Source organism: Methylobacterium aquaticum, assembly GCF_016804325.1.
Lineage (GTDB): Bacteria > Pseudomonadota > Alphaproteobacteria > Rhizobiales > Beijerinckiaceae > Methylobacterium > Methylobacterium aquaticum_C.
Genome location: NZ_CP043627.1, coordinates 2772028 through 2797102, shown reverse-complemented (window position 1 = coordinate 2797102; position 25075 = coordinate 2772028). Strand labels below are relative to the sequence as shown.

Sequence of the window (25075 nt, the reverse complement as noted above, 5' to 3'; positions counted from 1 at the left end):
GCAGGCAGCAGCCTCACACCTTCTCCAGCGCCATCTCCAGGAAGCCCAAGGCATCCTCGACGGCGCAGCGGCGGACCTCGGAGCGGCCGAGATCGCCGTAGCGGCGCTCGATGTGCCGGGTCGCCCGGCCGGCGGCGACGAGACCGAAATGGACGAGGCCGACGGGTTTCGTCGCCGTGGCGCCGCTTGGCCCCGCGATGCCCGTGATGGCGAGCGCCACGTCGGCGCGGGAATGGGCGAGCGCGCCTTCGGCCATCGCCCGGGCCACCGGCTCGCTCACCGCGCCGTGGGCCGAGATCAGGTTGAAGTCGACGCCGAGGATCTCGGCCTTCGCCTCGTTGGAATAGGTGACGAAGCCGCGCTCCACCACCTGGGACGAGCCCGCCACCTCGGTGAGCAGGGCGGCGACGAGGCCGCCGGTGCAGGATTCGGCGGTGACGAGGCGCGCCTGGCGCTCGCGATAGGCGGCGATCAGCACGCTCGCCCGGGTGAGGAGGGCGGCATCGAACATCAGGCGCGTGCCTCCGGCAGGCGGATGGTGGCCGCCGCCTGGGCGGCCAGCCCCTCGGCCCGGCCGACGAAGCCGAGCTTTTCCGTCGTGGTCGCCTTGATCGAGACCGCCGAGAGCGGCACGCCTGCGATCTCGGCGATCCGGGTGCGGATCGCCTCGCGATGGGCGCCGATCCGGGGCGCCTCGGCCAGCACCGTGATGTCGAGGTGGTCGATCACCCCGCCGCGCTCGGCCACGCGGCGCACCGCGTCGGCGAGGAACTGGTCCGAGGAGGCGCCGCGCCAGCGCGGGTCGCTCGGCGGGAAGTGGACGCCGATATCGCCGTCGGCGAGCGCGCCGAGGATCGCGTCGGTGAGCGCGTGCAGCACCACGTCGCCGTCCGAATGGGCGAGCACGCCGCGATCGGCCGGGATGCGCACGCCGCCGAGCCAGACGTGGTCGCCCTCGGTGAAGGCATGCACGTCGAAGCCGGTGCCGAGGCGGGTCAGGAGGGTCATGGCGGGTTCGCTCTCGGAGGGGGACGTGAAGGCGCGGTCGGCCTCGACGAGGTCGGCGGCCTGGGTGATCTTGCGGTTGCGCAGGTCTCCGGGGAAGACCGCCACCGGCAGGCCGGCCCATTCGGCGAGCGCCCCGTCATCGGTGAAGCCGTCGTGCCCCTCGGCCGCCGCGCGCCCGTGCGCCTCGTGCAGGAGGGCGAAGCGGAATGCCTGCGGGGTCTGCACCGCGCGCAAGTCCTCGCGCTTCGGCGTCTCGCGCACCCGGCCGTCCGGCTCGACCACCTTGATCGTGTCGGAGACCGGCACGCCCGGCACCGCGGCGCCGTGGCTCTGCGCCGTCGCGATCGCCCGGTCGATCAGGCCCGCATCGACGAAGGGGCGGGCGGCATCGTGCACCAGCACGAGATCGGGGGCCGCCTCACGGGCGAGCGCCGCGAGCCCGGCCCGGACCGAGGCCTGCCGGGTGGCGCCGCCCTCGGTCGGCCGGGCGAGCTTGGCCTGGGCCGCCGGGGGAAGGTCGTCCAGGCACTCGTCGTAGAAGGCGGCCGCATCCGGGGCGATCACCACCTGGATCCGCGTGATGCCCGGATGGGCGGCGAGCGCCGCCAGGGTCCGGGTCAGGACCGCCTGGCCGCCGACGCGGCGATATTGCTTGGGCGTGTCGCCGCCGACGCGGATGCCGCGCCCCGCGGCGACGACCACCGCGGCGATCTGGGGAAATGTCAAAGAGGTCGCTCCCGGGATTGCCCGCTCATTAGCCGGGGCAGCCGGGGGAGGCAAATGCACCAGGGGAAGGGGAGTGCCGCGTGGACAGAACACGCGCTGCGGGCGGGTGCTTGCGGGCAAGTCGGCGCCTGTTTGCACAACACCCGAGACCCCGGGTTGCACAGGATGCATGATGCCGCATCCACCCGATTTTCCGAGTACGAGGAAGTCGCGGGATCCCCTCTCCCGTGTGGGAGAGGGGTAGGGGTGAGGGTGGCGCGCTTCCGTGTGAAGCTGAGAGCGTCGAGCTGCGCAGCTCGACTGTTCTGGCTTATTGCAGAAACCGAGCCACCCTCACCCCTGACCCCTTTCCCACACGGGAGAGGGGAATGCGCTCTACTTTGTAAGATCGGAGCGAGCCACGGCATTTTTCTGGAGATCTCAAACCAAAGCGACCTCATTTTATGGCTGGCACGGGCGAGCGACATCCGTCTCGCAGTGGCTCGGACCCGTCAGCCATCCCGCACCGCAGCGAAGACCAGGTGGCGCCGCTTCCATTCCGCCGCGATGCCCCCTTATCCTGCCCCGCACAGGCGAGAGCCGGCGCGGAACACCGCCGCGACCGGCCGCCGACCCGGGACGGGGCCACTCACCACCCAAATCGCAGGCAATTCGGGGATCGAGGCCCGAACGCGCTTGCGTACGAGCGGGTTTTGGCTATTTGCTGTGCACAATGACGACTGACCATTATTTGAGCGCAGGGGCTTCGGGGGCCGGGCCGGCAGCGCTGCCAAGAGGAATCCCGTCCGCGGGGGCGACGCCGACGCCTGGGCCTTTCCTCACGCGCGGGGCGCTGCTGGCACCGCTGTCCGGCGTCACCGACCTGCACATGCGCCGCATCGCCCGCCGGTTGGGGGCCACCGCGACCGTGTCCGAGATGGTGGCGGCGGAGGATTTCGCCCGCGGCACCGAGGAGGCGCGCCTGCGGGCCGAGGGCGAGGGCGTGCTGCCCCACATCGTCCAGCTCGCCGGCTGCGACCCGCGCTGGATGGCGGAAGGCGCGCGGCTGGCCGAGGCCAACGGCGCCGACGTGATCGACGTCAACATGGGCTGCCCGGCCAAGGCCGTGACCGGCGGCCAGGCCGGCTCGGCCCTGATGCGCGACCTCGACCATGCCGAGCGCCTGCTCGCCGCGGTGCGCGGCGCGGTGTCGGTGCCGGTCACCGTCAAGATGCGGCTCGGCTGGGACGACGCCACCCGCAACGCGCCCGACCTCGCGCGCCGGGCCGAACGGCTCGGCTACGCCGCCGTCACCGTGCATGGCCGCACCCGCCAGCAATTCTATACCGGCCGGGCCGACTGGGCGGCGATCCGCCTCGTCCGGGAGGCCGTCGCGATCCCGCTCGTCGCCAACGGCGACATCGCGGGTCTCGACGACGCCCGGGCCTGCCTCGCGGCGTCGGGCGCCGACGCGGTGATGATCGGGCGCGCGGCGGTCGGGCGGCCCTGGCTCGTCGCCGCGGTCGCCGCGGGGCTCGCCGGCGAGGCGGTCGCCGAGCCCGACGCCGCGGAAAAGGCAGACCTCGCCGCCGAGCATTACCAGGGGCTCATCGCGCTCTACGGCGCCCGGATGGGCGTGCGCCACGCCCGCAAGCACCTGGCGGCCTATGCCGACCATGCCGGCGGGCTCGCCGCGCCCGAGCGGACCCGGCTCGTCACCACCACCGACCCGGACGAGGCCGCGCGGCTGCTGCGGCGCGCCTTCGAGGCCCCGGCCGCACGGCCCGACTGTCAGGCCGCATAGGATGAGCGATGCGCCAGCCCCCCCTGCCGCCCGCACCCGGAGGGCCTCGCTCATGAGCGACCCGACGAGCGAGATGATCATCAACGCCCTGCCGCTGCCCGTCCTGACCATCGGTCCGGACGAGCGGATCATGCAGGTCAACATGGCGGCCGAGCACTTCTTCGACTATTCGCGCCGGATGATGCAGCGCCAGCGCCTGCGCGACATCATCCCGTTCTCCTCGCCGATCATCGCCCTCGTGAACGAGGTGCGCCGGCGCCGGGCCAGCGTCAGCGAGTACCGGGTGGAACTGGCCTCGCCGCGCACCGGGGTCGAGCGCAGCGTCGACGTGTTCGCGACCCATCTCGACGACGACCTCGTGGTGCTGATGCTCCAGGAGCGCACCATCGCCGACAAGATGAACCGCCAGCTCACCCATCGGGGGGCCGCCCGCTCGATGGTGGCGCTCGGTGCGATGCTCGCCCACGAGATCAAGAACCCGCTCGCCGGCATCCGCGGCGCGGCCCAGCTCCTCGAGCAATCGGCCGCCGAGGACGACCGCCTCCTGACCCGGCTGATCTGCGACGAATCCGACCGGATCGTGCGCATCGTCGAGCGGATGGAGCTGTTCGGCGACGAGCGCCCGGTCGAGCGCGGGCCGGTCAACGTCCACGGCGTCCTCGACCAGGTGAAGCGCTCGGCCCAGTCGGGCTTCGCCCGCCACATCCGCTTCGTCGAGAATTACGATCCCTCGCTGCCGCCGGTGCTCGGCAACCGCGACCAGCTGATCCAGGTCATCCTGAACCTCGTCAAGAACGCGGCGGAAGCGATCGGCGCCGACGCGGTCGACGGCGAGATCATCCTGTCGACCGCCTTCCGCACCGGCTTGCGCCTCCAGGTGCCGGGCTCGCGCGAGCGGGTCAGCCTGCCGATCGAGGTGGCGGTGCGCGACAACGGACCCGGCGTCTCGGCCGATCTCCTGCCGGACCTGTTCGATCCCTTCGTCACCACCAAGGCGCAGGGGTCGGGCCTCGGCCTCGCGCTGGTGGCCAAGATCGTCGGCGACCATGGCGGCATCGTCGAGTGCGATCCCGCCCCCCGCCGCACCACCTTCCGCGTCCTCCTGCCGATGTCGCACGCCCGCGACGGACGCGCATCCTCCGCCGAGACCGAGTGAGCGCCATGCCGAACGGACACATCATCGTGGCGGACGACGACGCCGCCATCCGCACCGTGCTGAACCAGGCGCTGTCGCGCGCCGGCTACGAGGTCCGCTCGACCGGCAACGCCGCCACCCTGTGGCGCTGGGTGGCGCAAGGGGAGGGCGACCTCGTCATCACCGACGTGGTGATGCCCGACGAGAACGCCTTCGACCTGCTGCCGCGGATCAAGCGGGTGCGGCCGGAGCTGCCGATCATCGTGATGAGCGCGCAGAACACCTTCATGACGGCGATCCGGGCCTCGGAGCGCGGCGCCTACGAGTATCTCCCGAAGCCCTTCGACCTGAAGGAGCTGACGGCGATCGTCGGCCGCGCCCTGTCGCGGCCGCGCGGCGCCGCGGCCCCGGGCGCCCCGCCGGAGAACGAGGACATCCCCCTCGTCGGCCGCTCGCCGGCGATGCAGGAGATCTACCGCTCGCTCGCCCGCCTGATGCCGACGGATCTGACGGTGATGATCACCGGCGAATCCGGCACCGGCAAGGAGCTGGTGGCCCGCGCGCTCCACGATTACGGCCGGCGCCGCTCGGGGCCGTTCGTGCCGGTGAACATGGCGGCGATCCCCCGCGACCTGATCGAATCCGAATTGTTCGGCCACGAGAAGGGGGCGTTCACGGGCGCCACCGCGCGCTCGGCCGGCCGGTTCGAGCAGGCCGAGGGCGGGACGCTGTTCCTCGACGAGATCGGCGACATGCCGATGGAGGCCCAGACCCGGCTGCTGCGCGTGCTCCAGCAGGGCGAGTACACCACCGTCGGCGGCCGGGTACCGATCAAGACCAACGTCCGCATCATCGCGGCGACCAACAAGGACCTGCGCGTCTCGATCCAGCAGGGGATCTTCCGCGAGGACCTGTTCTTCCGCCTCAACGTCGTGCCGCTGCGCCTGCCGGCCCTGCGCGAGCGCTCCGAGGACGTGCCCGACCTGGTGCGCCACTTCTTCGTGCTGGTCGAGCGCGAGGGCCTGACGCGCAAGCAGCTCGACGGCGACGCGATGGAGAAGCTCAAGCGCTACCGCTGGCCCGGCAACGTGCGCGAGCTGGAAAACCTGGTCCGGCGCCTGGCCGCGCTCTACCCGCAGGAGACGATCACCGGCCCGGTGATCGAGGCCGAGCTCGACACCCTGCCGCTCGCCGCGCCTGCGCAGGGCGGCAACGGGCGCAAGGGCGGGGCGGAGGCGGAAGGCCTGTCGGCGGCGGTGGAGCGGCACCTGTCGGAGTATTTCTCCAATTACCGCGACACGCTGCCGCCGCCCGGCCTCTACCACCGCGTGTTGCGGGAGATCGAGGGACCGCTGATCGGCGCGGCGCTCGCGGCGACCCGCGGCAACCAGATCCGCGCCGCCGAGCTGCTCGGGGTGAACCGCAACACCCTGCGCAAGAAGGTCCGCGACCTCGACCTCCAGGTCTTCCGCACCCCGCGGTGACGAACGGGGCCGGTCGGCGACCGGCCCTCTCCCCTGCCGTCCACCGTGGCATTTCGACGCATCTCCTCGTGTTCCCCTTCGCACGAGGGAAGAGGACGGGATAATCCGGCACGACCGCCGCGGAGAGAGCCCGGCCTGGCCCGTTTTTGGCTTCTCGCCCGCCCGGCCCCGGCGCGCCGCGAATTCGCGGCGCAGCACCCTCGGTGCAGTTCTGAGCCTCATCCGATCACGCCGCCGCCCCGTCGAGCCGCGTCGTCGCGCCATGCAGAGACCCACAACCTCAAGTCGAAGCGCTTCCCGTCGTTGCAGGAACACTTCGCGTCGTCTTGCGAAGACATCCCGGGATTGCAGGGCAGAATAGGCGCGTCAGACGTGGCGGCGCGCCTGCGGGTTTTCGGCAGGTCCGGCACCGCCGCGAATCCCGGTCGGCGCCGGCCCGTATTGGACTTTTTGGTGTGGTTCGATGGTCCGGCACCCTGTCGGAACGTAGTTTTTAGCAATTATTAAATGAATCCCGGACCGGTCCGGACATCCCGCGACTGCTTTGCCGCATCCCCTCGATCGTCCCGCCAAACCCATGGCGGACAAGGATTTTTTGGCCCGGCCGCCTCCCGCCGGTGCCGCGGCCGCGCCCCGCGTTCTGCCGCGTCGGCCGGGCCGTCTCACCTTGGGAAAAGCCACAGAGATCATTCAGTGCCGTCTCTCGTGTTGATCATGATACCTTGCAGTTGACGGAGACTGGCGTAACATCCATCACCTCGGACGGGGGCCCGCACTTCTCGAGGATCGCAATGAGTTCAGTTGACCACGACGAGACGCCTCAGATGATCGGACTGGTGTCCGATATTGTCTCGGCCTACGTGTCGAACAACAGCGTGCCGGTCGGCGAGCTGTCGAGCCTGATCCGCAGCGTCCACGAGGCGATGGCCCGGCTCGGCTCGGCCGCCCCGGCCGAGCCCGAGCGGCTGACCCCGCCGGTGCCGATCAAGAAGACCGTCTCGCCCGACTACCTGATCAGCCTGGAGGACGGGCGCCGGTACCGGACGCTGAAGCGCCACCTGGCCGGCCGCGGGCTCACGCCCGAGCAGTACCGCCAGAAGTGGGGTCTCCCGCCGGACTACCCGATGGTCGCCGCCAACTATGCCGCCCAGCGCTCGGAGCTCGCCAAGAGCATCGGGCTCGGCCAGAAGCCGGTGGTCCGCCGCCCGCGTTCGAACCAGGCCGCCTGACCGGCGCCCGTTCGTCCCGGGCCGGACGGCGCGACCGCCGGCCCCGATTGCCGCCGCGCCGGCATCCGTATTAATTTCGCCACACTGTAGTGGCCTTGCACCACGGATGCTGTTCACACGTCGCCCCCGGGCTTCGGCGCCCCCCTCCGGCGCGGCCGGCCACACCGCCCGGGCGCTCCCGCCCGGGCCCGTTCAGGTTCCGTCCGGGCTGGTACAGGATGCCGCGCCGCGGGGTCCGGGCTGGTTCGGCGCGCTCGCGGTCATCGTCGCCCTGGCGCTGGCGCTCGCCACCTTCCTGATCCTGGTCGGCGCCACCGCGATCGCCCCGACCCACACGGTCGTGGTGGCCTTGCTGCTCAGCAACGTCGCCCTGGTGCTGCTGCTCGTCGTGGTGATCGCCTGGGAGGCCCGGGTCTTCCTGCGCGCCCGCCAGACCAACGCCGCCGCGGCCCGGCTCCACACCCGCATCGTCGGCCTGTTCAGCCTGATCGCGACCCTGCCGACGGTGCTGCTCGCCGTGGTGGCGTCGATCACCCTGGAGCGCGGCCTGTCGCCCTGGTTCTCCGACCGGATGCGCAACGTCGTGCTGATGTCGGTCGACGTGGCCGACGCCTACCTGACCAACCAGTGCCAGAGCCTCGCCCGCGAGGCCCGCATCCTCTCCGACGACCTGACCCGGGCGCGCCCCGCCTTCGACGTCGAGCGGGTCTGGTTCGAGAGCTTCATGACGGCGCGGGCCGCCTCGCTCGGCCTGCCGATCGCCCGGATCATGCGCTCGCCGACCGAGACCGTGGCGCGGGCCAACATCGACATCCTCAAGGACCCGCCGCTGCCCTCGGCCAGCGACTTCGAGGAGGCGGCGAAATCCGCCGACGCCACCTGCCTGCTGCCGCGGGAGGGAAGGGTGTTCGGCACGCTGATGAAGCTGCCGGCCTATGACGACGCCTTCCTGCTGGTCGAGCGCGAGGTGACGCGGCTCGCGGTCGAGTTCCCGGGCGTGTCGCGGGCCGCAGCGACCGAGTTCCTGACCATCGATGCCGGGCGGCGCAGCGTGCAGATCGCCTTCGCGACGATGTTCGCGCTGATCGCGCTGATCGCCCTGCTCTCGGCGGTGTGGTTCGGGCTCAACTTCGCCAACCGCTTCGTGGCGCCGATCCGCCGGCTGATCAACGCCGCCGACCAGGTCGCGTCCGGCAACTACTACGCTCAAGTTCCGTTCCGGAAGACGGAGGGCGACCTCCAGCACCTGGGCGAGAGCTTCAACAAGATGACCCAGGAGCTGAGCCGCCAGCGCACCACCCTGATCGAGCAGAGCGAGCAGATCGACAGCCGCCGCCGCTTCACCGAGGCGGTGCTGGCCGGGGTGCCGGCCGGAATCATCGGCGTCGACGGGCGCGGGGTGATCACCATCGCCAACCCGTCGGTGGAGCGGATGCTCGGGCGCTCCGTCGCCGACCTCGTCGGCGAGCCCCTGGAAGTCGTGATGCCGGAGCTCGGCGGCCTGCCGGGCGACACCCGGGCCCGCCCGACCCAGCAGCAGATCCAGATCGCCCGCAACGGCCGCGAGCGCACCATCGACGTGCGCACGACGAGCGAGCAGTCGCAGGACGGCGACCGCGGCTACGTCGTCACGCTCGACGACATCACCGACCTCGTCACCGCGCAGCGCACCTCGGCCTGGGCCGACGTCGCCCGCCGCATCGCCCACGAGATCAAGAACCCGCTCACCCCGATCCAGCTCTCGGCCGAGCGCATCCGGCGCAAGTACGGGAAGGTCATCACCGCCGACAAGGAGATCTTCGAGCAGTGCGTCGCCACGATCGTGCGCCAGGTCGACGACATCAAGCGGATGGTGGACGAGTTCTCGTCCTTCGCCCGGATGCCCAAGCCCGCGATCGCCCGCAACGACCTGACCGAGATCGTCAAGCAGAACCTGTTCATGATGCGGGTGGCCCATCCCGACGTGGCCTTCACCCTGGAGGAGGGCGAGGCCCGGGTCAGCGCCGCCTTCGACACGCGGCTCCTGTCGCAGGCGATCACCAACATCCTCAAGAACGCCGTCGAGGCGGTGCAGGCGGTGCCCGAGGACGTGCGCGGGGAGAGCCTGATCGCGGTGCGCCTCTACGAGGAGGGCGAGGCGGCGGTGATCGAGATCACCGATACCGGCAAGGGATTCCCGCAGGAAGGGCGCCAGCGGCTGCTCGAACCCTATATGACCACCCGCGAGGGGGGCACGGGCCTCGGATTGGCGATCGTGAGCAAGGTCTTGGAAGAGCACGGCGGCGGCATCGAGCTGAACGACAACCCGCGCGGGCGCGGCGGGCAGGTGCGGATGCGGGTCCTGCGCGAGATGCGGCGCGACGAGCCGCCGGCGGGCGGCGGGACCCCGGCCCGGCCGGCGCGGTCTCCGGAGACCGCGCCGGAGCCCGCTGCGTGACGCGGGCCCGCCCTTGCCGGGAGCGGCGCCCTTCGAATTGCCGTCTTCATCACAGCCATTTTCGATACAGCACGGGGTGCCGCGGGGCCGTCAGGACCGCCGCCCACGCCGCGGGGAGGCCCTGAGCCATGAGCGCCGACATTCTGATCGTCGATGACGAGGCCGACATCCGCGAGCTCGTCGCCGGCATCCTCGACGACGAGGGCCACCGCACCCGCACCGCCGGCTCCTCCGACGAGGCGCTGGCGGCGATCGAGGCGCGCCGCCCGCACCTCGTCTTCCTCGACATCTGGCTCCAGGGCTCGCGCCTCGACGGGCTCCAGGTGCTCGACGTGATCAGGGCCCAGGCCCCGGACCTGCCGGTGGTGATGATCTCGGGCCACGGCAACATCGAGACCGCGGTCTCGGCGATCAAGGCGGGCGCCTACGACTTCATCGAGAAGCCGTTCAAGGCCGACCGGCTGATCCTGGTCGCCGAGCGGGCGCTCGAGGCCTCGCGCCTCAAGCGCGAGGTGCGCGACCTCAAGGCGCGGTCGGGCCAGGCGAGCCGGATCGTCGGCGCCTCGGTGGCGGCCAACCAGCTGCGCCAGACCGTCGAGCGCGTGGCGCCCACCAACGCCCGGGTGATGATCGCGGGCGCGCCGGGCTCGGGCAAGGAACTCTCGGCCCGCACCATTCACGCCGCCTCGTCGCGGGCGAACGGGCCCTTCGTGGTGATCAACGCCGCCACGATCACCCCGGAGACGATGGAGGCCGAGCTGTTCGGCGTCGAGGCCGCCGACGGCAAGCCGCGCCGCGTCGGCGCGCTGGAGGAGGCCCATGGCGGCAGCCTCTACATCGACGAGGTCGCGGACATGCCGCGCGAGACCCAGAACCGCATCCTGCGGGTCCTCGTCGACCAGAACTTCCAGCGCGTCGGCGGCACCACCCGGGTCCATGTCGACGTGCGGATCATCTCGTCCTCGTCCCGCGACCTGGCGGAGGAGATCGCCGGCGGGCGCTTCCGCGAGGACCTCTTCCACCGCCTGAGCGTGGTGCCGATCCGGGTGCCCTCGCTCGCCGAGCGGCGCGAGGACGTGCCGGAGCTGATCACGTTCTTCATGGAGCAGATCTCGGCCGCCACCGGCCTGCCGCAGCGGCGCATCGCCGCCGACGCCATGGCGGTGCTGCAATCGCACGACTGGCCCGGCAACGTCCGGCAGCTGCGCAACAACGTCGAGCGGCTGATGATCCTGACGCAGGGCGATCCCGAGACCGAGGTCACGACCGAGATGCTACCGAGCGAGGTCGGCGCGCTGGTGCCCACCACCCGAGCGGGGCGGGCGGCGAGAAGCTGATGAGCCTGGCGCTCCGCGAGGCGCGCGAGATCTTCGAGCGCGAATACCTGGTGGCACAGATCGCCCGCTTCTCCGGCAACATCTCCCGCACCGCCGAGTTCATCGGCATGGAGCGCTCGGCCCTGCACCGGAAGCTCAAGTCGCTCGGCATCGGCGCCTGAGGACGACGACCCGCCCGCATGGCCGGGAGCGTCACTTCGTGAGTGCCAGGCGCCGGCCTTTCTGCTAGGGCGACCTGTGGCCGGCGCGCGACAGGATCGCGGGCACGGGCCGGATGCGGCAGGATCGGCGCCCGGGGATTCCCCTGCGGCCAGTCTGCACTTGCGCCCGGACGAGCTTCACCGTGTAATGGGGCGGCCGGTTCCCCGGGCGGCGCGTCGCGCCTCCCGCATAACGACAACACGGACCGACCCGTCGACAGGACTGGCAGCGGGTTCAAAGGACAAGAAGAATGGCGGGCGAACGCGCTCAGAATCTGCAGGACACCTTCCTCAACCACGTTCGCAAGAACAAGATTCCGCTGACGATCTTCCTGGTCAACGGCGTGAAGTTGCAGGGTGTCGTGACCTGGTTCGACAACTTTTGCGTGCTGCTGCGGCGCGACGGACACTCGCAGCTGGTCTACAAGCACGCGATCTCGACGATCATGCCCGGCCATCCGGTGCAGTTGTTCGAGCAGGGTGAGGAGGGGGCCGAGAAGCCCTGATCCCACCGGTCTGATTCCCGCTCGGGAAACCGGCGCGACGGACGGGGCCCTCGGGGCCTCGCGAGGCGCGCCCATGTCCCATGCGCCCTCTCGCCCATGTCCAGGCCGCCTCGTGCGGCCTGTTTTTTGTCGGGCTCCCTGTTTCCATCCAGGAAGTCCGCGAATCCCGGGCCGTCGGCGCGGCCTGCCGCTTGATTCTCGTGGCCCCCCATCCAACCTCTGTCCGATGGACTCCCGACCGACGAGGGAGCAGCCGGAGACACGATGGAACCGCGGATACCGGGCGAGATCCGCCTGCAAGGCCAGGCCGAGCCGGAGGCCGCGATCGCGGCCGAGACCCGCACGCTGGTGATCGGCCCCTACCCGACGAAGCGCGACGCCCACGGCGAGCCGCGCCCGGCTCTCGCCCGCCTCGAGGAGGCGGTGGGGCTCGCCGCCGCGATCGAGCTCGACGTGGCCGACAAGCTCCTCGTCACCGTCCAGCAGATCCGGCCCTCGACCTTCCTCGGCAAGGGCCGGGTGGAGGAGATCGGCGGGCGGATCGAGGCCGACGGCATCCGCCTCGTGGTGATGGATTGCGCGCTCTCGCCGGTGCAGCAGCGCAACCTGGAAAAGGCCTGGGGCGTCAAGGTCATCGACCGGACCGGCCTGATCCTGGAGATCTTCGGGCGCCGCGCCTCGACCCGCGAGGGCACGCTCCAGGTCGAGCACGCGCATCTCGCCTACCAGCGCAGCCGGCTGGTGCGGTCCTGGACCCACCTCGAGCGCCAGCGCGGCGGCTTCGGCTTCCTCGGCGGCCCGGGCGAGACCCAGATCGAGGCCGACCGGCGGATGATCCAGGAGCGGATGACCCGGATCGAGCGCGATCTGGAGACCGTCACCCGCACCCGCGGCCTGCACCGCCGCTCCCGCCGCCGGGTGCCGTACCCGATCGTGGCGCTGGTCGGCTACACCAATGCCGGCAAGTCGACCCTGTTCAACCGCCTGACCCGGGCCGAGGTGCTGGCGGAGAACATGCTGTTCGCCACCCTCGACCCGACCGCCCGCGCCATCAAGCTGCCGCATGGCGAGACCGCGATCCTGTCCGACACCGTCGGCTTCATCTCCGACCTGCCGACGATGCTGATCGCCGCCTTCCGGGCGACGCTCGAGGACGTGATCGAGGCCGACATCCTGCTCCACGTCCGCGACATCGCCCACGAGGACGCGGAGGCGCAAGGCGCCGACGTGGCGCAGGTGCTGTCCGAACTCGGCATCGAGCCCGATGCCGACCGGATCATCGAGGTCTGGAACAAGGCCGACCTCCTCGACGACGCCGAGCGCGAGCGCCTGATGAACCTGAGCCGGCCGAACGGTGCCAAGGGCGCCGGGCCGGTCCTGCTCTCGGCGCTGACCGGCGAGGGCATCGACCGCCTGATGAGCCGGATCGAGGCCAGGATCGCCGCTGCCCGCACCAGCTTCGCGGTGATCCTGGAGCCGGCACAGGGAGCCGAGCTGCACTGGCTCTACGAGAATGCCGAGGTGCTCGACCGCCGCGAGGATGCCGAGGGCGCGATGCATCTCGTGGTCCGGGTCGCGCCGGAGAAGGAGCCGCGGTTCTTGAACCGGTTCGGCGCGGCGCGGCGGTTGAAGGGGAGTGGGTGAGGCGTAATTGGGCTTCACGCATAAATATTTTCATCTCGTCTGTAATGATAACGAGAAATTGCGGGATCCCCTCTCCTGCGTGACAGAAGGGCACGGGCGAGGATTGGGACGACTCAGAATGGAACTGATTCGCTCATCTTCTAGCACGACGTTTTGAGCTTTACACGGAAGCGCGCCACCCTCACCCCTAGCCCCTCTCCCAAACGGGAGAGGGGGACGCGCTCGACTTGTCGATCGCGGCGAAAGATTCGGGCCCATGCCGATCCACCGCCTCGCCATCTCCGGCTACCGCTCCTTGCGCGACATCGTGCTCGGCCTCGACCGGCTGACCGTGGTGACGGGGGCTAATGGCAGCGGCAAGTCGAGCCTCTACCGCGCGTTGCGCCTCCTCGCCGAGGTCGCGCAAGGGCGGGCGATCCCGTCCCTCGCCCGGGAAGGCGGCTTTGCCTCGGCGCTCTGGGCCGGGCCGGAGGTGTTCGGGCGCCAGGTCCTGTCCGGGGCGCGGCGGGTCGAGGGCACGGTGCGACGTCACCCCGTCGAGCTGAAGCTCGGCTTCTCGGACGACGATTATGGCTACGCCATCGCCCTCGGGCTGCCCGCCCCGAGCTTTTCGGGCACGTTCTTTTCCCAGGATCCGGAGATCAAGGCCGAGAGCGTGTGGACCGGGCCGATCGTCGGGCGGGCGAACGTCTTTGCCGAGCGCCGCGGACCGCTGGTCCGCCTGCGCGACGGCACCGGCGCCTGGACCGAGGCCCTGCGCGATCTTCCCGCCTTCGACAGCCTGATGACCACGGCGCCGATCCCCGCGACGCCCTCGACGTGCTGCGCTTGCGCGAGCGGATGCAGGCCTGGCGCTTCTACGACCATTTTCGCACCGACCGGGACGCCCCGGCCCGCCGGCCGCAGATCGGTACCCGCACGCCGGTGCTGGCCGGCGACGGCGCCGACGTGGCGGCGGCGATCCGGACCATCCTCGAGATCGGCGACCGGGACGCCCTCGACGCGACCGTCGCCGAGGCATTCCCGGGAGCCGAGCTGTCGGTGGCGGCGAGCGAGGGCCAGTTCTCGCTCGAACTCCGCCAGCACGGGCTGCTGCGTCCGTTGCGGGGGCCTGAGCTCTCGGACGGGACGCTGCGCTACCTCCTGCTCGCCGCGGCGCTCCTGTCGCCGCGGCCACCCGAGCTGATGGTGCTCAACGAGCCCGAGACCAGCCTGCATGCCGACCTCTTAGCGCCGCTGGCCGCGCTGATCGCGCGGGTGGCGGAAGGCACGCAGGTCCTGGTGGTGTCGCACGCCGCCGCCCTGGTGGCGGCCCTGGAGCGAGAAGGGGCGGCCCGCATCACCCTCGACAAGCGCCTCGGCGAGACCCTGGCACCGGATCACGACCCGCCGTCCTGGGTCTGGCCCAAGCGGTGACTTGGCCCAAGCGGTGACTTGGCCCAAGCGGTAGACGACGCGGTCGATCACACGATCTCGAAGCGGCGCCCGCGCAGAGGCCCGAGGAAGCGGCGCCGGACCAGCAGCAGGATTCCGGAGACGGCGAGGCAATAGGCGCCCATCCCGGTGACGATCCGGAGAACGGCACGCCGGCATCGATGAGCAGGCCCGACAGAACGGGGCCGAGCGCGGTACCGAGCACCATGATCGCCACGATGGCGCCGCGGATCGCCCCGAGATGGCGGGTGCCGTAGACCTCCGGCCAGAGGGCGCCGAACAGGGTGAGCGAGATTCCGTCGGTGACGCCGTAGAGCAGCATGAAGGCGAAGGCGGCCCATGGCGCGGAGACCCCGCCGAGGATCAGGCAGGCGAGGCCGAACGGCACCAGGTAGAGAGGCAGCAGCGCCAGGGCGGAGAACCGGTCGACGAGGCGGCCGGCGACGAGCAGGAACACGAAGGTCGCGACCGCGTAGGGCGGGAAGGCGGCGGCGATCACGTCCGGCGACCAGCCCCGGCTCTCGGCCAGGTGCACCTGATGGAAGAAGAGGGTGTTGCTGATGAAGGAGGGCGGCAGCATCGCGGCGAGCAGCCCGTAGAAGGACGGGTCGGCGAGGACCTGCGCCCGCGTCGCGCCCGCAGGCTGGCCGGAGCGCGCGGTCTCCGCCGGCACCCGCTCGCGCCGCACGAGATGGCGGGCGAGCGGCAGGGCGACGACGAGCAGCAGCCCGGCGATGCCGAGCCAGGCGCCGCGCCAGCCGAGGATACCCGCTGCCGCGACGAAGCCGAGGGGCAGGCAGGCCTGGCCGGCATTGAGCCCAAGCGCCGCGAGCGACACCGCCCGGCCGCGCTCCGCCGAGAACCAGCGCCCGAGCAGCGTGTAGGCGGTCTGGAGCATCAGCCCCTGCCCGGCGAGGCGGAGCAGGAACAGGCTCGAGGCCAGCACGGGCAGGTTCGGCGACAGGCCGAGGCCGGCGGCGCCGGCGGCCAGCAGGATGCCGGCGAGGCTCACCACCCGTTGCGCCGGCCAGCGGTCGATGAGCCCGCCGATTCCTGCCAGCGCCAGGGCGGAGGCCAGGGTGACGCCGGCATAGAGCGCCCCGAATGCCCCGTCCGACAGCCCGAATTCCCGCCGGATCGCCCCGCCCGACAGGGCGACGACGAAGGTCTGGCCGAAGCAGCCACAGAACAGGAGCAGGAACCCGGCCGCGAGCCAGCGCAGGTTGGTCGCGAGGAAGGGTGGCATGGGGGTGGGGGTAGCGGTGGGATGCACCGACCGCAACGACGATCTCTCATGATCGGGAGACATCGTACGCCCCTGCCGGCGCTGTAGGATCAGCATTTCCGCTTCCACCTCTCCGAGTCATTCCGGGGCCGCGCAGCGGAGCCCGGAATCCAGAACCGCAGGTGATGCAGAACAAAGCGGAACGCTGTCCGTCTCATTCTGAACCATTCGTGTTTCTGGATTCCGGGCTCCGCTTCGCGCCCCGGAATGACAGGGCGGGTGTCGAACCTGCCGGAGACGATCGACCGAACAGGCTGTGATCTCGACGTGCGGCCCGGTATCCTACCGGGCTGCACGCACTCTCTTGCTCACTGCGAGCGGCGACCGAACGAGATCGCGTAGGCCTGGACCCGGGCGTCGATCAGCGGGTCGTCCGAGACCTCGACGCCGTCGGGCAGGTTGTTGGGCATGAACAGCAGCCCCTTCTCGACGGTCTGGCTGTCGGGCACCGCCTTGGTCAGGGTCAGGGTGCCGAGGTCGACGAAGCGGCGATCCTCCGGCCAGGGCATCGTCGCGTCCTTGGTCGAATCGCCGGGTTGGGCGATCTGCGCCTCGATCCGGAAGGCGACCGGCGCCTTGGCGAGGTGGGCCGGCATCTCCTCGACGAGGTAGTTCGGGCCCTTGGCCTTCGCCTCGTCGGCGCTCAGGATCTCCTCGCCGGCCACCGGCACGATGCGGTAGCGGAAGGGGGTGCGCTTGCCGGCGGCGTCGACCAGCACGAAGGCGTTGACGCCGTTATAGACCTGGCGGCCGAAGCTCGACGGGGTCCTGGCGGTGGCGAGCGCCTTCGGGGCGGCCGGATGCGCCGCCATGAACTGCTCGACCGGGGTCGGTTTCGCGGCGCCGGGGCCGCTCTTGGTGATCGCCACCAGGAGATCGCGGAATTCCTCGCCGGTCGCCACGGGGAAGAACTTCAGCGAGTTGGTGACGACGTCCATCTCGGAACCGTCGGCGGGCTTGAACTTGATCGACAGGCCGTGCGGGTTGGCCTGGGGCGCGCCGTCCGGGATCTCCGGCAGGCCGGTCGCGTCGGAGAAGCGCACGGTCACCGGCACGGCGGCGCCGGAAAACACGCCCGCCTTGCTCAGGGTCCTGGCGTCCTTCGACGGGGTGAAGCTGCCCTCCACCACCACGCCCTTGGCGTGGTTCGAGCGCTTGCCCGGATGGTCGCCGAAGATCTTGGTCATGGCCGCGATGGTCTGCTCGGCCGTGGACGAGGCATCCGGAGCCGGGGCGCTCTGGGCGAGAGCGGCCGGCGCGGCGAGGATCAGCGCGGTGCCGAGCAGCGTGCGCCGGAAGGTGGCATGGGCCATGGGCAGCCGGATCATGGGCGGTCGGGTCATGGGCGGTCATCCCGTCACAGGGCCGAGTCGGCCCGGCGCGACATGATCCGAGGATTCGATTGCGCGCAAGCGATTGCCCATCAAAACTTCGTCAGGTTCCGGACCGGCGCGGATTAAAGCCGCTTGTGCATGAACGTGCAGGGCTCCCGCACGCCGTCCGGCGAGCAGGCGTAATCCGGGACCACGCCGGTGACGACGTAGCCAAGCGAGCGGTAGAGCGCCTCGCCGGCATCCCCGGCCCGCGTGTCGAGGATCAGGAGCGAGCGCCCTTCCGCCGCGGCGACGCGTTCGGCCTCCAGCATCAGCGCCCGGCCGAGACCGCGGCGGCGCGCCTCCGGATGGACCAGCACCTTGGTGATCTCGGCCCGGTGGCGGCCGTTCGGGGGCGCGGCGAGGCCGACCTGGCTGCAGCCGAGGATGCGCCCGTCGCCACGGGCCACCAGCAGCCGGCGCGCGCCGCTCCGCAGGGCCGGCAGCCCGTCGCGCCAGAACGCTTCCGCCTCGGGCAGGGTGAAGGGCAGCACGAAGCCGATGCTGGCCCCGTCGAGGACGCAGGCCCGGAGCAGGGCGGCGAGATCCGGAAGCGCGGCCTCGGCCTCTTCAGGGGAGAGGATGTCGATCGTCGTCATGGTGGGTCTCACGGCCGGCAGATCGCGATGAGGTAGCGGGCCTCGGGGCCCGGGCAGGCGAAGCGGGAAGCGCCGGCGAGCTGGTAGCGCAGGCAATCCCCCGGCGAGAGGGCGTGGGTCACGCCGTCGAGGGTGAGGTCGAGCCGGCCCTCCAGCATCCAGAGGTGGTGCTCGAGGCCGCCGAGCGGCGGCGCGGCATAGGCGATGGTCGCCCCCTCCGGCAGGGTGCCGAGGACGAGTTCGGCCGAGAATCCATGCGCCGGGGGCGAGACGCCGCGGCGGCGAAACCCCGTCTCGGGATCGACCCAGACGGCCTGCTCGTCGTGGCGCACGACCTGGGCCGGGTCGGCCTCGACCTCGGCGAGCAGCCGCGACATCGGCCGGCCGTAGACGGTGCAGAGCCGCCCGAGCAGCGAGGCGGTCGGGCTGGTCTCGGCCCGCTCCAGCCGCGACAGGGTCGCCCGGCTGATGCCGCTCGTCGAGGCCAGCGCATCGAGGGACAGGCCGTGCTCCTGGCGTAAGGCGGCGAGACGGGCGGCGAGGCGCTGGTCGATGTCCGAGGCGTAGGGATCGGACACGGGATCGGGTGCGAGGTCGTCTCTCATGAATGAGAAATTCTCTCACATTCGAACGATGGTCAAGCCCGGCCGCAGCGCCTCCGTCGGAACCTGTCCGACCGTCGCACCGACGCTCCTCGAACCCTCCGCGTCATGCCCGACGGTCCGGCACGGCCGCCTCTCTTTATATGGTGGCCGCGCTCAGCGCTCCCGCCGCTTCACCGCGATCCAGGCCTCCTCCATCGCGGCGAGGCCGGCGTCCTTCAGGGGGCGGCCGTCCTTCGTCACCTCCGCCTCCATGGCGGAGAAGCGGCGCTGGAATTTCAGGTTGGCCCGGCGCAACGCCTCCTCCGGATCGATGCCGGCATGGCGGGCGAGGTTGGCGACCGAGAACAGGAGGTCGCCGATCTCCTCGGCCAAAGCCTCCGGGCCTTCCTCCGCGAGCGCCTGGGCGACCTCGTCGGTCTCCTCGCGCACCTTGGCGATCACCTCGGCGGCGTCCGGCCAGTCGAAGCCCACGGCGGCCGCCTTGCGCGAGATTTTTTCCGCCCGGGTGAGGGCGGGCAGCGCCAGTGGCACGCCGGAGAGCGTCCCCTGCGGGGCCGGGCGGCCCTTCGCCGCCTGCTGCTTCTCCGCCTGTTCCTGGGCCTTGATCGCTGCCCATTGCGCGTTCACCGCGTCCTGATCGAGGCCCCGGACCTCGCCGAAGATGTGGGGGTGGCGGCGCACCATCTTGTCGGCGATGGCGGTAGCGACGTCGTCGAAGGCGAAGCTGCCGGCCTCCTCGGCGATCCGGGCCTGGAACACGACCTGGAACAGGAGGTCGCCGAGCTCGTCGCGCAGCTCGTCGGGATCCCCGCTCTCCACCGCCTCGGCGACCTCGTAGGCCTCCTCGATCGTGTAGGGGACGATGCTGGCATGGCTCTGCGCCAGGTCCCAGGGACAGCCGCCCTCCGGGTCCCGCAAACGCGCCATGATCCCGAGAAGCCGTGCGATCGGGGTGGTGCTCATCGTCGCTCACGCCATCCGCCCGCGCCGCATCCGGCGGCGCCGTCAAGGCGCTCATAGGCGTCCCGGAGCGCCCGGGGAAGCGGCCCGACGGGCAGGGCAGGGGCCTGATATTCCTCGTTTATTCCCTAAATTCCATCACATGAGAAATTGTATCCAATCCGCGCCGAAGGCGCGTCATGGCGTTCTTCAAAACGAACCCTCTCTCGGGCCTATAGGTGACTTATCAGTCATGGATTCTCAGAGAGTCAGTTATGTGGATTATATGGAGGGGCAAATTCCGCTGATACGACAGGGGTTTGCGGGGTGATCGCGCATACGGCTCTGCGTGGGAAGGCATCGGACTCTGCGTGGAGGCGCATCGGACTCTGCGGGGATTCCGGGGGTTCGCGCATCGGATTCGGCGTGCCCGCGCATCGGATTCGGCGTCGGGCCTCGCTCGGCCCCTGGGAAACCGGCCGGTTTCGCGGCGGCCTCGCGTATCGAACTCTGCGCGAGCGGCGATCCCCGGATCCGGCCCCGTATCGAAATCTGCGCGGCCCGCCCACCGCCCATCCACCGGCTCGCCCCAGGCTCGGCCACAGCCCCGTCCCGGCCGGGCCCACAGGGCCGTGCACAGGCCGCCCACAGGGCGTGGGAGGGGCAGGGGGCGGCGCTTGCCGGAAACCGGGCCGGCGGCTCCCGGTGGGCGTCCTGGCGGCATCCCGGCGGGTGTCCGGGCGGGGCGGACGGCCCGCGCGGCGAGCGGTCGGCCGGAATCCGGGCGGGATAACGGGGACGAGTCGTGGGAATCTTGGGATAACCCGCCCCCGCCTCCGGAATCCCGGGATCGGAATCGTGCAAGAAGGCTTGGGACATCCAAGATGGCTCGGCCCATCACCGGCGGGGAGCGCCGTCCAGCGTCAGGCAAGTTCGGCAGCATGAGCATCGAGGCCAAGATCGCGGCGATCCACGACGAGGACCTGGTGGCCGAGCTGGAAGCGGCCCGGGGCGGGTTCCTGTTCGCGGTCATCGTCGAGCACATCGCCCACCGCCAGGCCCTGCGCGACGCCGAGCGGGCGGAGACCGGCCGAAAGCAGGATGCCCGCGCCGCCATGGGGCGCGACCAGCGCCGGCGCGACGCGGTGCGGATGGTGATCGAGGCCGAGCCCGTCACCCCGGACACGATCCAGCACATCCATTCCGTGCTGGCGCTCTGCGGCTTGCCCTATCGCGATCCCGGCGAGGAGCGGGAATTCTTCCGGGAATACGGCCGCAACACGCTGAGCATCCTGGCCGGACGGCTGAAGAACCCGGCGACCGGCCAGATGGAATTGCAGGGCCTGCCCTACGGCCCCAAGGCCCGGCTGGTGCTCCTGCATCTCTGCACCGAGGCGGTGCGACAGCGCAGCCCCACGGTCGAGGTCGCCGACAGCCTGTCGGGCTTCATGCGCGAGATGGGGTTCGCCGTCACCGGCGGCGAGCGCGGCACGATCCGGCAGTTCAAGGAGCAGCTGCATCGGCTCGCCGCCTGCACGATGCAGATCGGCCTGTGGGACGGGCAGTCGCGCTCCTCGACCATCACCATGCCGCCGTTCCGCCAGCTCGACCTCTGGCGCTCGGGCGGCCAGGACGGCATCGCCTGGTCGAAGACGGTGCAGTTCCACCAGGACTTCTACGACAACCTGGTCCAGCACGCCCTGCCGGTCGACATCCGGGCCGCCCGGGCCTTCTCGGGCTCGGCGCGCAAGCTCGACCTGCTGTTCTGGATCGGCTACCGCCTGCGCAGCCTCCAGCGCCCGTTGCGCCTGAACTGGGACACGGTCCACAGGCAGTTCGGCGCCGACAACGCGTCGCTCCGCAGCTTCCGCCAGGCGTTCAAGGCCGACGTCGCCCACGTCAAGGAGGTCTTCCCGAAGCTGCCGATCAGCCTCGACGAGGCCGGCCTCCAGCTGATGCCGACCGATCCCGGCTCCCTCCTGGTGCCGCCCAAGCCCGCCCGCCGCAAGGCCGCGGCGGTCAGGGCCGGGGCGGCGTGAAGGGAGGGCGCGGGCTCCCGGGTTCGCGCCCTCGGGACGAGGCACGTTCGGGCGGTTGCATCGCCCGGTCCGGCCCATGGGAAGACGTCTCTCGACGGGACCCGGGATGACGCCGGAGGGAACAGGCACGATCTCGGATGGCCACGTTCCCAATAGAATATGAGAATGTTTCGCATTCATTCCATATTCCCGACCGGCATGGCGAGTTCCGCTCCGCCACCCATGGCCGTCCCGGCCAGCCTCGCGCGAGACGGAGGTCGGGAGCAACGTGGGGAAGGGACGATCCGCGCCCGCGGCGGTCATTCCGCGGTGGACCGTACCCCGGCGATGCCACAACGGGCTTGCACCCATATGGAATATTCCTATTCTAGCTATTCCAGGGAGTGGTAGAGTGTTTCCCTGGAATATAGAATATTCCAAGAGGGCGACATGTTCCTGTCGGAAGCGGAAACGGAGGCCCGGCTGGACGACCTGCGGCGCCAGCGCGCCGCCCTCGACCGGGCCATCGCCGAGCACGAGCTCTACCTCGATCTCGGCCGCCGGCTCGCCCGGCCGGGCGCCGGCGTCGAACCGGCGCGGGCCGCGCCCGCTCCGGTGGAGGCTCCGGCACCGCGCGCCGTACCCGAGGCGCCGCGGACGGAGCCCGCCCGGGCGCCTGTCCCGGAACCCGAAGCCGCTCCCGTCCCGCCGCCGGACGGGTCCCCGGCCCCCGCCGGCGCGGCGGGGCGTCAGGAGGGTCGCCGGCTGATGGCGGCGGCGGAAGAGATCCTGGCCGAGGCCGGGCGGCCGATGCATGCCGCCGAGATCTGGGAACGGCTCGCGGCCCGCGGCCTGACCCTGCCGGGCCACGATCCGGTGGCGGCCCTCAACACCCGTCTGTGGAAGCGCGCGAAAGGCGGCACGATCTTCCACCGTCTCGGCGACGCGGTCTACGGGCTCGCCTCCTGATCCCGGCATCGATGCGATGGGACCGGCTTTCGGGCTTCGGCCGATGCCGTTCGCGCATCGACCCATTCATCCTTTGACTTGGACCCGTCCCGGGCTCGCACATAGTCTCCGGCGCGGACAAGCCGGTTGCGAGGAAGGGGACGAGCCATGGCGGGGACCCCGCCGAACGAAGCCCGCGGCCGCGATGCCGTGATGGCGGCCGGCGAGATCCGCCGGTTCGAGCCGACGGCCGTAACGGGAACGCCTCGACGCGCGCCATGCGGGGCAGGGACCTGATCCGCCTCCTCGTCGGCACGGTCCTCGCCCTCGCGATCCTCCGCGGGGGTGTCGCCGTGTGGGCGCGCGCCCGCGTCCCGACGGCAAAACCCTACGGGATCCTGATACCGGGACCGATCGGTCCGCCTCGATCCTTGACGGCGACCGGGACACCTTGAGGGGGCGGCCGCAGGACGGCCGCGCGAACCCCGACCCCCCGATGCCCCACCCCGTGGACGCCGCGACGCCGGCCCATCGATCGGCCCGTCTCCCCCTCGCCTTCCTCGTCGGCCGCAGCGCCGAGGGCCACTGGCTCGCCGTCGAGACCCATGGCCTCGGCGGCGGCATCTTCCGCACCTGCCGCGACGCGCTGCATTACGCCGCCGCCGAGACCGGCCGCCGGCCCGACGCCGTGCGCCTCGCCGAGACCACCCTGGCCCTCGCCCCGTGAGCCCCGCCCACAGGCTCGGCGGTGCGCTCACCGCCCTGGTCACGCCTTTTGCGGCGGGCGGGACCCGGCTCGACGAGCGGGCGCTCGGCGATCTCGTCGCCTGGCAGGTCGCCGAGGGGGCCGAAGGCCTGGTGGTCGGCGGCCCGACCGGCGAAGGCCCGACCCTCACGGAAGCGGAGCGCGACCGGGTCCTGCGCGTCGCCCTCGCGGCGGCCGGGGGCCGGATCCCGGTGATCGCCGCCACCGAGAGCAACTGCACCCGCACGGCCGTCGTCCGGACCCTGGCGGCGGAGGCCGCCGGGGCCGACGCCACCCTGGCGGTCACGCCGTTCTACAACCGCCCGACGCAGGAGGGGCTGTTCCGGCATTACGCGGCGATCGCCGCGGCGGCCGCCCGGCCGCTCCTCCTCCACGCGGTCCCGGCCCGCACCGGGATCGACGTCCGGCCCGAGACCCTGGCGCGCCTCGCCGCCCTGCCGGGCCTCGCCGGGCTGGTCGACGCGACCGGCGACCTCGCCCGGCTCGCCCCGGTCGGGGGGGCCACCGGCCCGGGCTTCCTCCATCTCTCGGGCGACGACGCCACCGCCGCCGCCCACGCGATGATGGGCGGGCAGGGCTGCCTGTCGGTGGTCGCCAACCTCGTGCCGGGCGCCTGCGCCGCCCTGCAGCGGGCCGTCCGCGCGGGCGACCCCGTCCGCGCCCGGGTGATCCAGGCCCGGCTGATGCCGCTGGTCGCGGCGCTGTCGCGGGAGACCGATCCTGGCCCGGTCAAGCTCGCCCTGGCGCTCCTGCGCCCGGGCCTTTCCCCCGACCTGCGCCTGCCCCTGGTGCGGCCCGGTCCTGCGACGCAGGCCGCGCTGGCGGCGGCCCTCGACGGGATCGGGGAATGCGGCTCAGCCTGACGCGGTCGCCTCGTGCGTCTCGCGCACGAAGGCGGCCCGCGCCTTGGCGTCGGGCGCGGCCTCGCGCGCGCGGCACCAGGCCAGGAAGGCCTCCGGCTCGATCCGGATGCGGGCCACCGCCACCCCGCTGCGCGCCACCTCGCGCTCGATCTGGAGCGCCGACATCTGCCAGGTGGCGTAGCTCTCGGGCAGGCCGGAATCGGGCGCCGCCTCCCGGATCCGGGGATAGTCGCCCGGCTCGTACCAGGCGAGGCCGACGCTCCGTGGGCGCTCCATTTCCGAAAACCTCTCACGCAGGCCCGATCACGGCCCGTTCCGTCGCAGATAGGGCGCGCGGAACAGAAAAAAGGCCGCCCTTGCGAGGCGGCCCGAAGTCTAGGGAGGAAACGCCCAAAGAGGGCTGCACCGCCGCGACGCCATCGCTGCGGTGCGGCATCCTTCTCCCATGTTGCGCTGCACCCTGCAATCGTTTTCACCGCGCGACCGCCATGCTCGCGGCGCATGACGGCCGGGCGGGGGACGCCGAGGGGCGTCGGAAAGGGCGTCAAACCGCCCCTTGCCCCCTTGGGCGCGACCTGTCAGACGACACGTCTCCCTCGTGGACGTACCCTGTGGCGCTCCGGCTCCGCCGACAGGCTGGACCGTGAGGGAGCTCGCGACGACGAGTTGGCGGTGGACCAGTTCTCCCCGCCAGCCTGTGAGGCTCAGTGGGCCGGGTGGTCGCGGGAGGGTCGGCGCAGCGGGGAACAGGAACCG

At 71.3% G+C, this 25075-nt stretch carries 19 protein-coding genes and 2 pseudogenes; 13 read left to right on the top strand and 8 right to left on the bottom strand.

Translation table 11 applies throughout. The features are described 5' to 3' along the window. Window positions 1-13: 13 nt before the first annotated feature. Together F1D61_RS12700 and F1D61_RS12695 are read right to left on the bottom strand one after the other, a co-directional pair. Complete coding sequence (locus F1D61_RS12700) at window positions 14-514, bottom strand: CinA family protein (RefSeq protein ID WP_203159042.1); 501 nt, start codon at window positions 512-514, stop codon at window positions 14-16. Next, window positions 511-1734: a bifunctional 2-C-methyl-D-erythritol 4-phosphate cytidylyltransferase/2-C-methyl-D-erythritol 2,4-cyclodiphosphate synthase gene (locus tag F1D61_RS12695; protein WP_432443260.1), complete on the bottom strand. Its 1224-nt coding sequence runs from the start codon at window positions 1732-1734 to the stop codon at window positions 511-513. Before F1D61_RS12695 ends, F1D61_RS12700 begins: the two co-directional genes overlap by 4 nt. Before the next feature lie 712 nt (window positions 1735-2446). On the opposite strand from F1D61_RS12695, the gene dusB reads away from it, so the two are divergent. The 9 genes and pseudogenes from dusB (at window position 2447) to F1D61_RS12650 (ending at window position 14905) form a co-directional block, all read left to right on the top strand. Further along, window positions 2447-3517, top strand: coding sequence for a tRNA dihydrouridine synthase DusB (gene dusB, locus F1D61_RS12690; protein WP_203158311.1), 1071 nt, complete (start codon window positions 2447-2449; stop codon window positions 3515-3517). Between the two features lies 1 nt (window position 3518). Beyond that, a complete protein-coding gene (locus F1D61_RS12685; RefSeq protein WP_432443259.1) occupies window positions 3519-4673 on the top strand; it encodes a two-component system sensor histidine kinase NtrB in 1155 nt (384 codons plus the stop codon). Between the two features lie 5 nt (window positions 4674-4678). Continuing rightward, a complete protein-coding gene (ntrC, locus tag F1D61_RS12680) occupies window positions 4679-6136 on the top strand; it encodes a nitrogen regulation protein NR(I) (protein ID WP_203158308.1) in 1458 nt (485 codons plus the stop codon). Window positions 6137-6927: 791 nt separating this feature from the next. Beyond that, window positions 6928-7365 (top strand): MucR family transcriptional regulator, encoded by a 438-nt coding sequence (locus F1D61_RS12675; protein WP_203158306.1) that lies wholly within the window; start codon window positions 6928-6930, stop codon window positions 7363-7365. Window positions 7366-7471: 106 nt separating this feature from the next. Beyond that, window positions 7472-9802 carry a sensor histidine kinase NtrY-like gene (locus F1D61_RS12670; protein WP_203158303.1) on the top strand — a complete coding sequence of 777 codons (2331 nt, stop codon included), beginning with the start codon at window positions 7472-7474 and terminating at the stop codon, window positions 9800-9802. A gap of 128 nt (window positions 9803-9930) precedes the next feature. Continuing rightward, a pseudogene (locus F1D61_RS12665) lies at window positions 9931-11300 on the top strand (sigma-54-dependent transcriptional regulator). A 290-nt stretch (window positions 11301-11590) separates the two neighbouring features. Further along, window positions 11591-11845, top strand: coding sequence for an RNA chaperone Hfq (hfq, locus tag F1D61_RS12660; RefSeq protein WP_203158300.1), 255 nt, complete (start codon window positions 11591-11593; stop codon window positions 11843-11845). Between the two features lie 264 nt (window positions 11846-12109). Further along, window positions 12110-13489, top strand: coding sequence for a GTPase HflX (gene hflX, locus F1D61_RS12655; RefSeq protein ID WP_203158296.1), 1380 nt, complete (start codon window positions 12110-12112; stop codon window positions 13487-13489). Window positions 13490-13745: 256 nt separating this feature from the next. After that, window positions 13746-14905, top strand: a pseudogene (locus F1D61_RS12650) (AAA family ATPase). Here the strand turns inward: F1D61_RS12650 and F1D61_RS12645 are convergent. From F1D61_RS12645 to mazG, 5 genes are all read right to left on the bottom strand, one after another. Next, window positions 14829-16169, bottom strand: coding sequence for an MFS transporter (locus tag F1D61_RS12645; protein WP_246775846.1), 1341 nt, complete (start codon window positions 16167-16169; stop codon window positions 14829-14831). The pseudogene F1D61_RS12650 and the gene F1D61_RS12645 overlap by 77 nt on opposite strands. A 347-nt stretch (window positions 16170-16516) precedes the next feature. Then, entirely contained in the window at window positions 16517-17521 is a 1005-nt protein-coding gene (locus F1D61_RS12640) for a catalase family peroxidase (RefSeq protein ID WP_203159040.1), read from the bottom strand. Between the two features lie 143 nt (window positions 17522-17664). After that, on the bottom strand, window positions 17665-18180 hold the full coding sequence (locus F1D61_RS12635; RefSeq protein ID WP_203158295.1) for a GNAT family N-acetyltransferase: 516 nt from the start codon (window positions 18178-18180) through the stop codon (window positions 17665-17667). Window positions 18181-18188: 8 nt separating this feature from the next. Beyond that, window positions 18189-18785 carry a helix-turn-helix domain-containing protein gene (locus tag F1D61_RS12630; protein WP_203158294.1) on the bottom strand — a complete coding sequence of 199 codons (597 nt, stop codon included), beginning with the start codon at window positions 18783-18785 and terminating at the stop codon, window positions 18189-18191. Between the two features lie 153 nt (window positions 18786-18938). Next, window positions 18939-19748 carry a nucleoside triphosphate pyrophosphohydrolase gene (gene mazG, locus F1D61_RS12625; RefSeq protein WP_203158292.1) on the bottom strand — a complete coding sequence of 270 codons (810 nt, stop codon included), beginning with the start codon at window positions 19746-19748 and terminating at the stop codon, window positions 18939-18941. 917 nt (window positions 19749-20665) lie between these two features. Between mazG and F1D61_RS12620 the strand changes: the two genes are divergently transcribed. From F1D61_RS12620 to dapA, 4 genes are all read left to right on the top strand, one after another. Further along, entirely contained in the window at window positions 20666-21763 is a 1098-nt protein-coding gene (locus F1D61_RS12620; protein ID WP_203159039.1) for a replication protein RepA, read from the top strand. 429 nt (window positions 21764-22192) lie between these two features. Beyond that, window positions 22193-22711, top strand: a complete 519-nt coding sequence (locus F1D61_RS12615) for an HTH domain-containing protein (RefSeq protein ID WP_203158286.1) — start codon at window positions 22193-22195, stop codon at window positions 22709-22711. 475 nt (window positions 22712-23186) lie between these two features. Then, window positions 23187-23417, top strand: a complete 231-nt coding sequence (locus tag F1D61_RS12610; protein ID WP_203158284.1) for a hypothetical protein — start codon at window positions 23187-23189, stop codon at window positions 23415-23417. Next, window positions 23414-24319 carry a 4-hydroxy-tetrahydrodipicolinate synthase gene (gene dapA, locus F1D61_RS12605; protein WP_203158283.1) on the top strand — a complete coding sequence of 302 codons (906 nt, stop codon included), beginning with the start codon at window positions 23414-23416 and terminating at the stop codon, window positions 24317-24319. Before F1D61_RS12610 ends, dapA begins: the two co-directional genes overlap by 4 nt. On the opposite strand, the gene F1D61_RS12600 is transcribed toward dapA, so the two are convergent. Beyond that, window positions 24311-24595, bottom strand: coding sequence for a hypothetical protein (locus F1D61_RS12600; protein ID WP_203158277.1), 285 nt, complete (start codon window positions 24593-24595; stop codon window positions 24311-24313). The two genes, dapA and F1D61_RS12600, sit on opposite strands and share 9 nt — an antisense overlap. Window positions 24596-25075 lie beyond the last annotated feature (480 nt).

Coding starts and splice junctions, on each gene's coding strand:
- dusB (WP_203158311.1), top strand. CDS start 2,447: ATGACGACTGACCATTATTTGAGCGCAGGGGCTTCGGGGGCCGGGCCG.
- F1D61_RS12685 (WP_432443259.1), top strand. CDS start 3,519: ATGAGCGATGCGCCAGCCCCCCCTGCCGCCCGCACCCGGAGGGCCTCG.
- ntrC (WP_203158308.1), top strand. CDS start 4,679: ATGCCGAACGGACACATCATCGTGGCGGACGACGACGCCGCCATCCGC.
- F1D61_RS12675 (WP_203158306.1), top strand. CDS start 6,928: ATGAGTTCAGTTGACCACGACGAGACGCCTCAGATGATCGGACTGGTG.
- F1D61_RS12670 (WP_203158303.1), top strand. CDS start 7,472: ATGCTGTTCACACGTCGCCCCCGGGCTTCGGCGCCCCCCTCCGGCGCG.
- hfq (WP_203158300.1), top strand. CDS start 11,591: ATGGCGGGCGAACGCGCTCAGAATCTGCAGGACACCTTCCTCAACCAC.
- hflX (WP_203158296.1), top strand. CDS start 12,110: ATGGAACCGCGGATACCGGGCGAGATCCGCCTGCAAGGCCAGGCCGAG.
- F1D61_RS12645 (WP_246775846.1), bottom strand. CDS start 16,169: ATGCCACCCTTCCTCGCGACCAACCTGCGCTGGCTCGCGGCCGGGTTC.
- F1D61_RS12640 (WP_203159040.1), bottom strand. CDS start 17,521: ATGGCCCATGCCACCTTCCGGCGCACGCTGCTCGGCACCGCGCTGATC.
- F1D61_RS12635 (WP_203158295.1), bottom strand. CDS start 18,180: ATGACGACGATCGACATCCTCTCCCCTGAAGAGGCCGAGGCCGCGCTT.
- F1D61_RS12630 (WP_203158294.1), bottom strand. CDS start 18,785: ATGAGAGACGACCTCGCACCCGATCCCGTGTCCGATCCCTACGCCTCG.
- mazG (WP_203158292.1), bottom strand. CDS start 19,748: ATGAGCACCACCCCGATCGCACGGCTTCTCGGGATCATGGCGCGTTTG.
- F1D61_RS12620 (WP_203159039.1), top strand. CDS start 20,666: ATGAGCATCGAGGCCAAGATCGCGGCGATCCACGACGAGGACCTGGTG.
- F1D61_RS12615 (WP_203158286.1), top strand. CDS start 22,193: ATGTTCCTGTCGGAAGCGGAAACGGAGGCCCGGCTGGACGACCTGCGG.
- F1D61_RS12610 (WP_203158284.1), top strand. CDS start 23,187: ATGCCCCACCCCGTGGACGCCGCGACGCCGGCCCATCGATCGGCCCGT.
- F1D61_RS12600 (WP_203158277.1), bottom strand. CDS start 24,595: ATGGAGCGCCCACGGAGCGTCGGCCTCGCCTGGTACGAGCCGGGCGAC.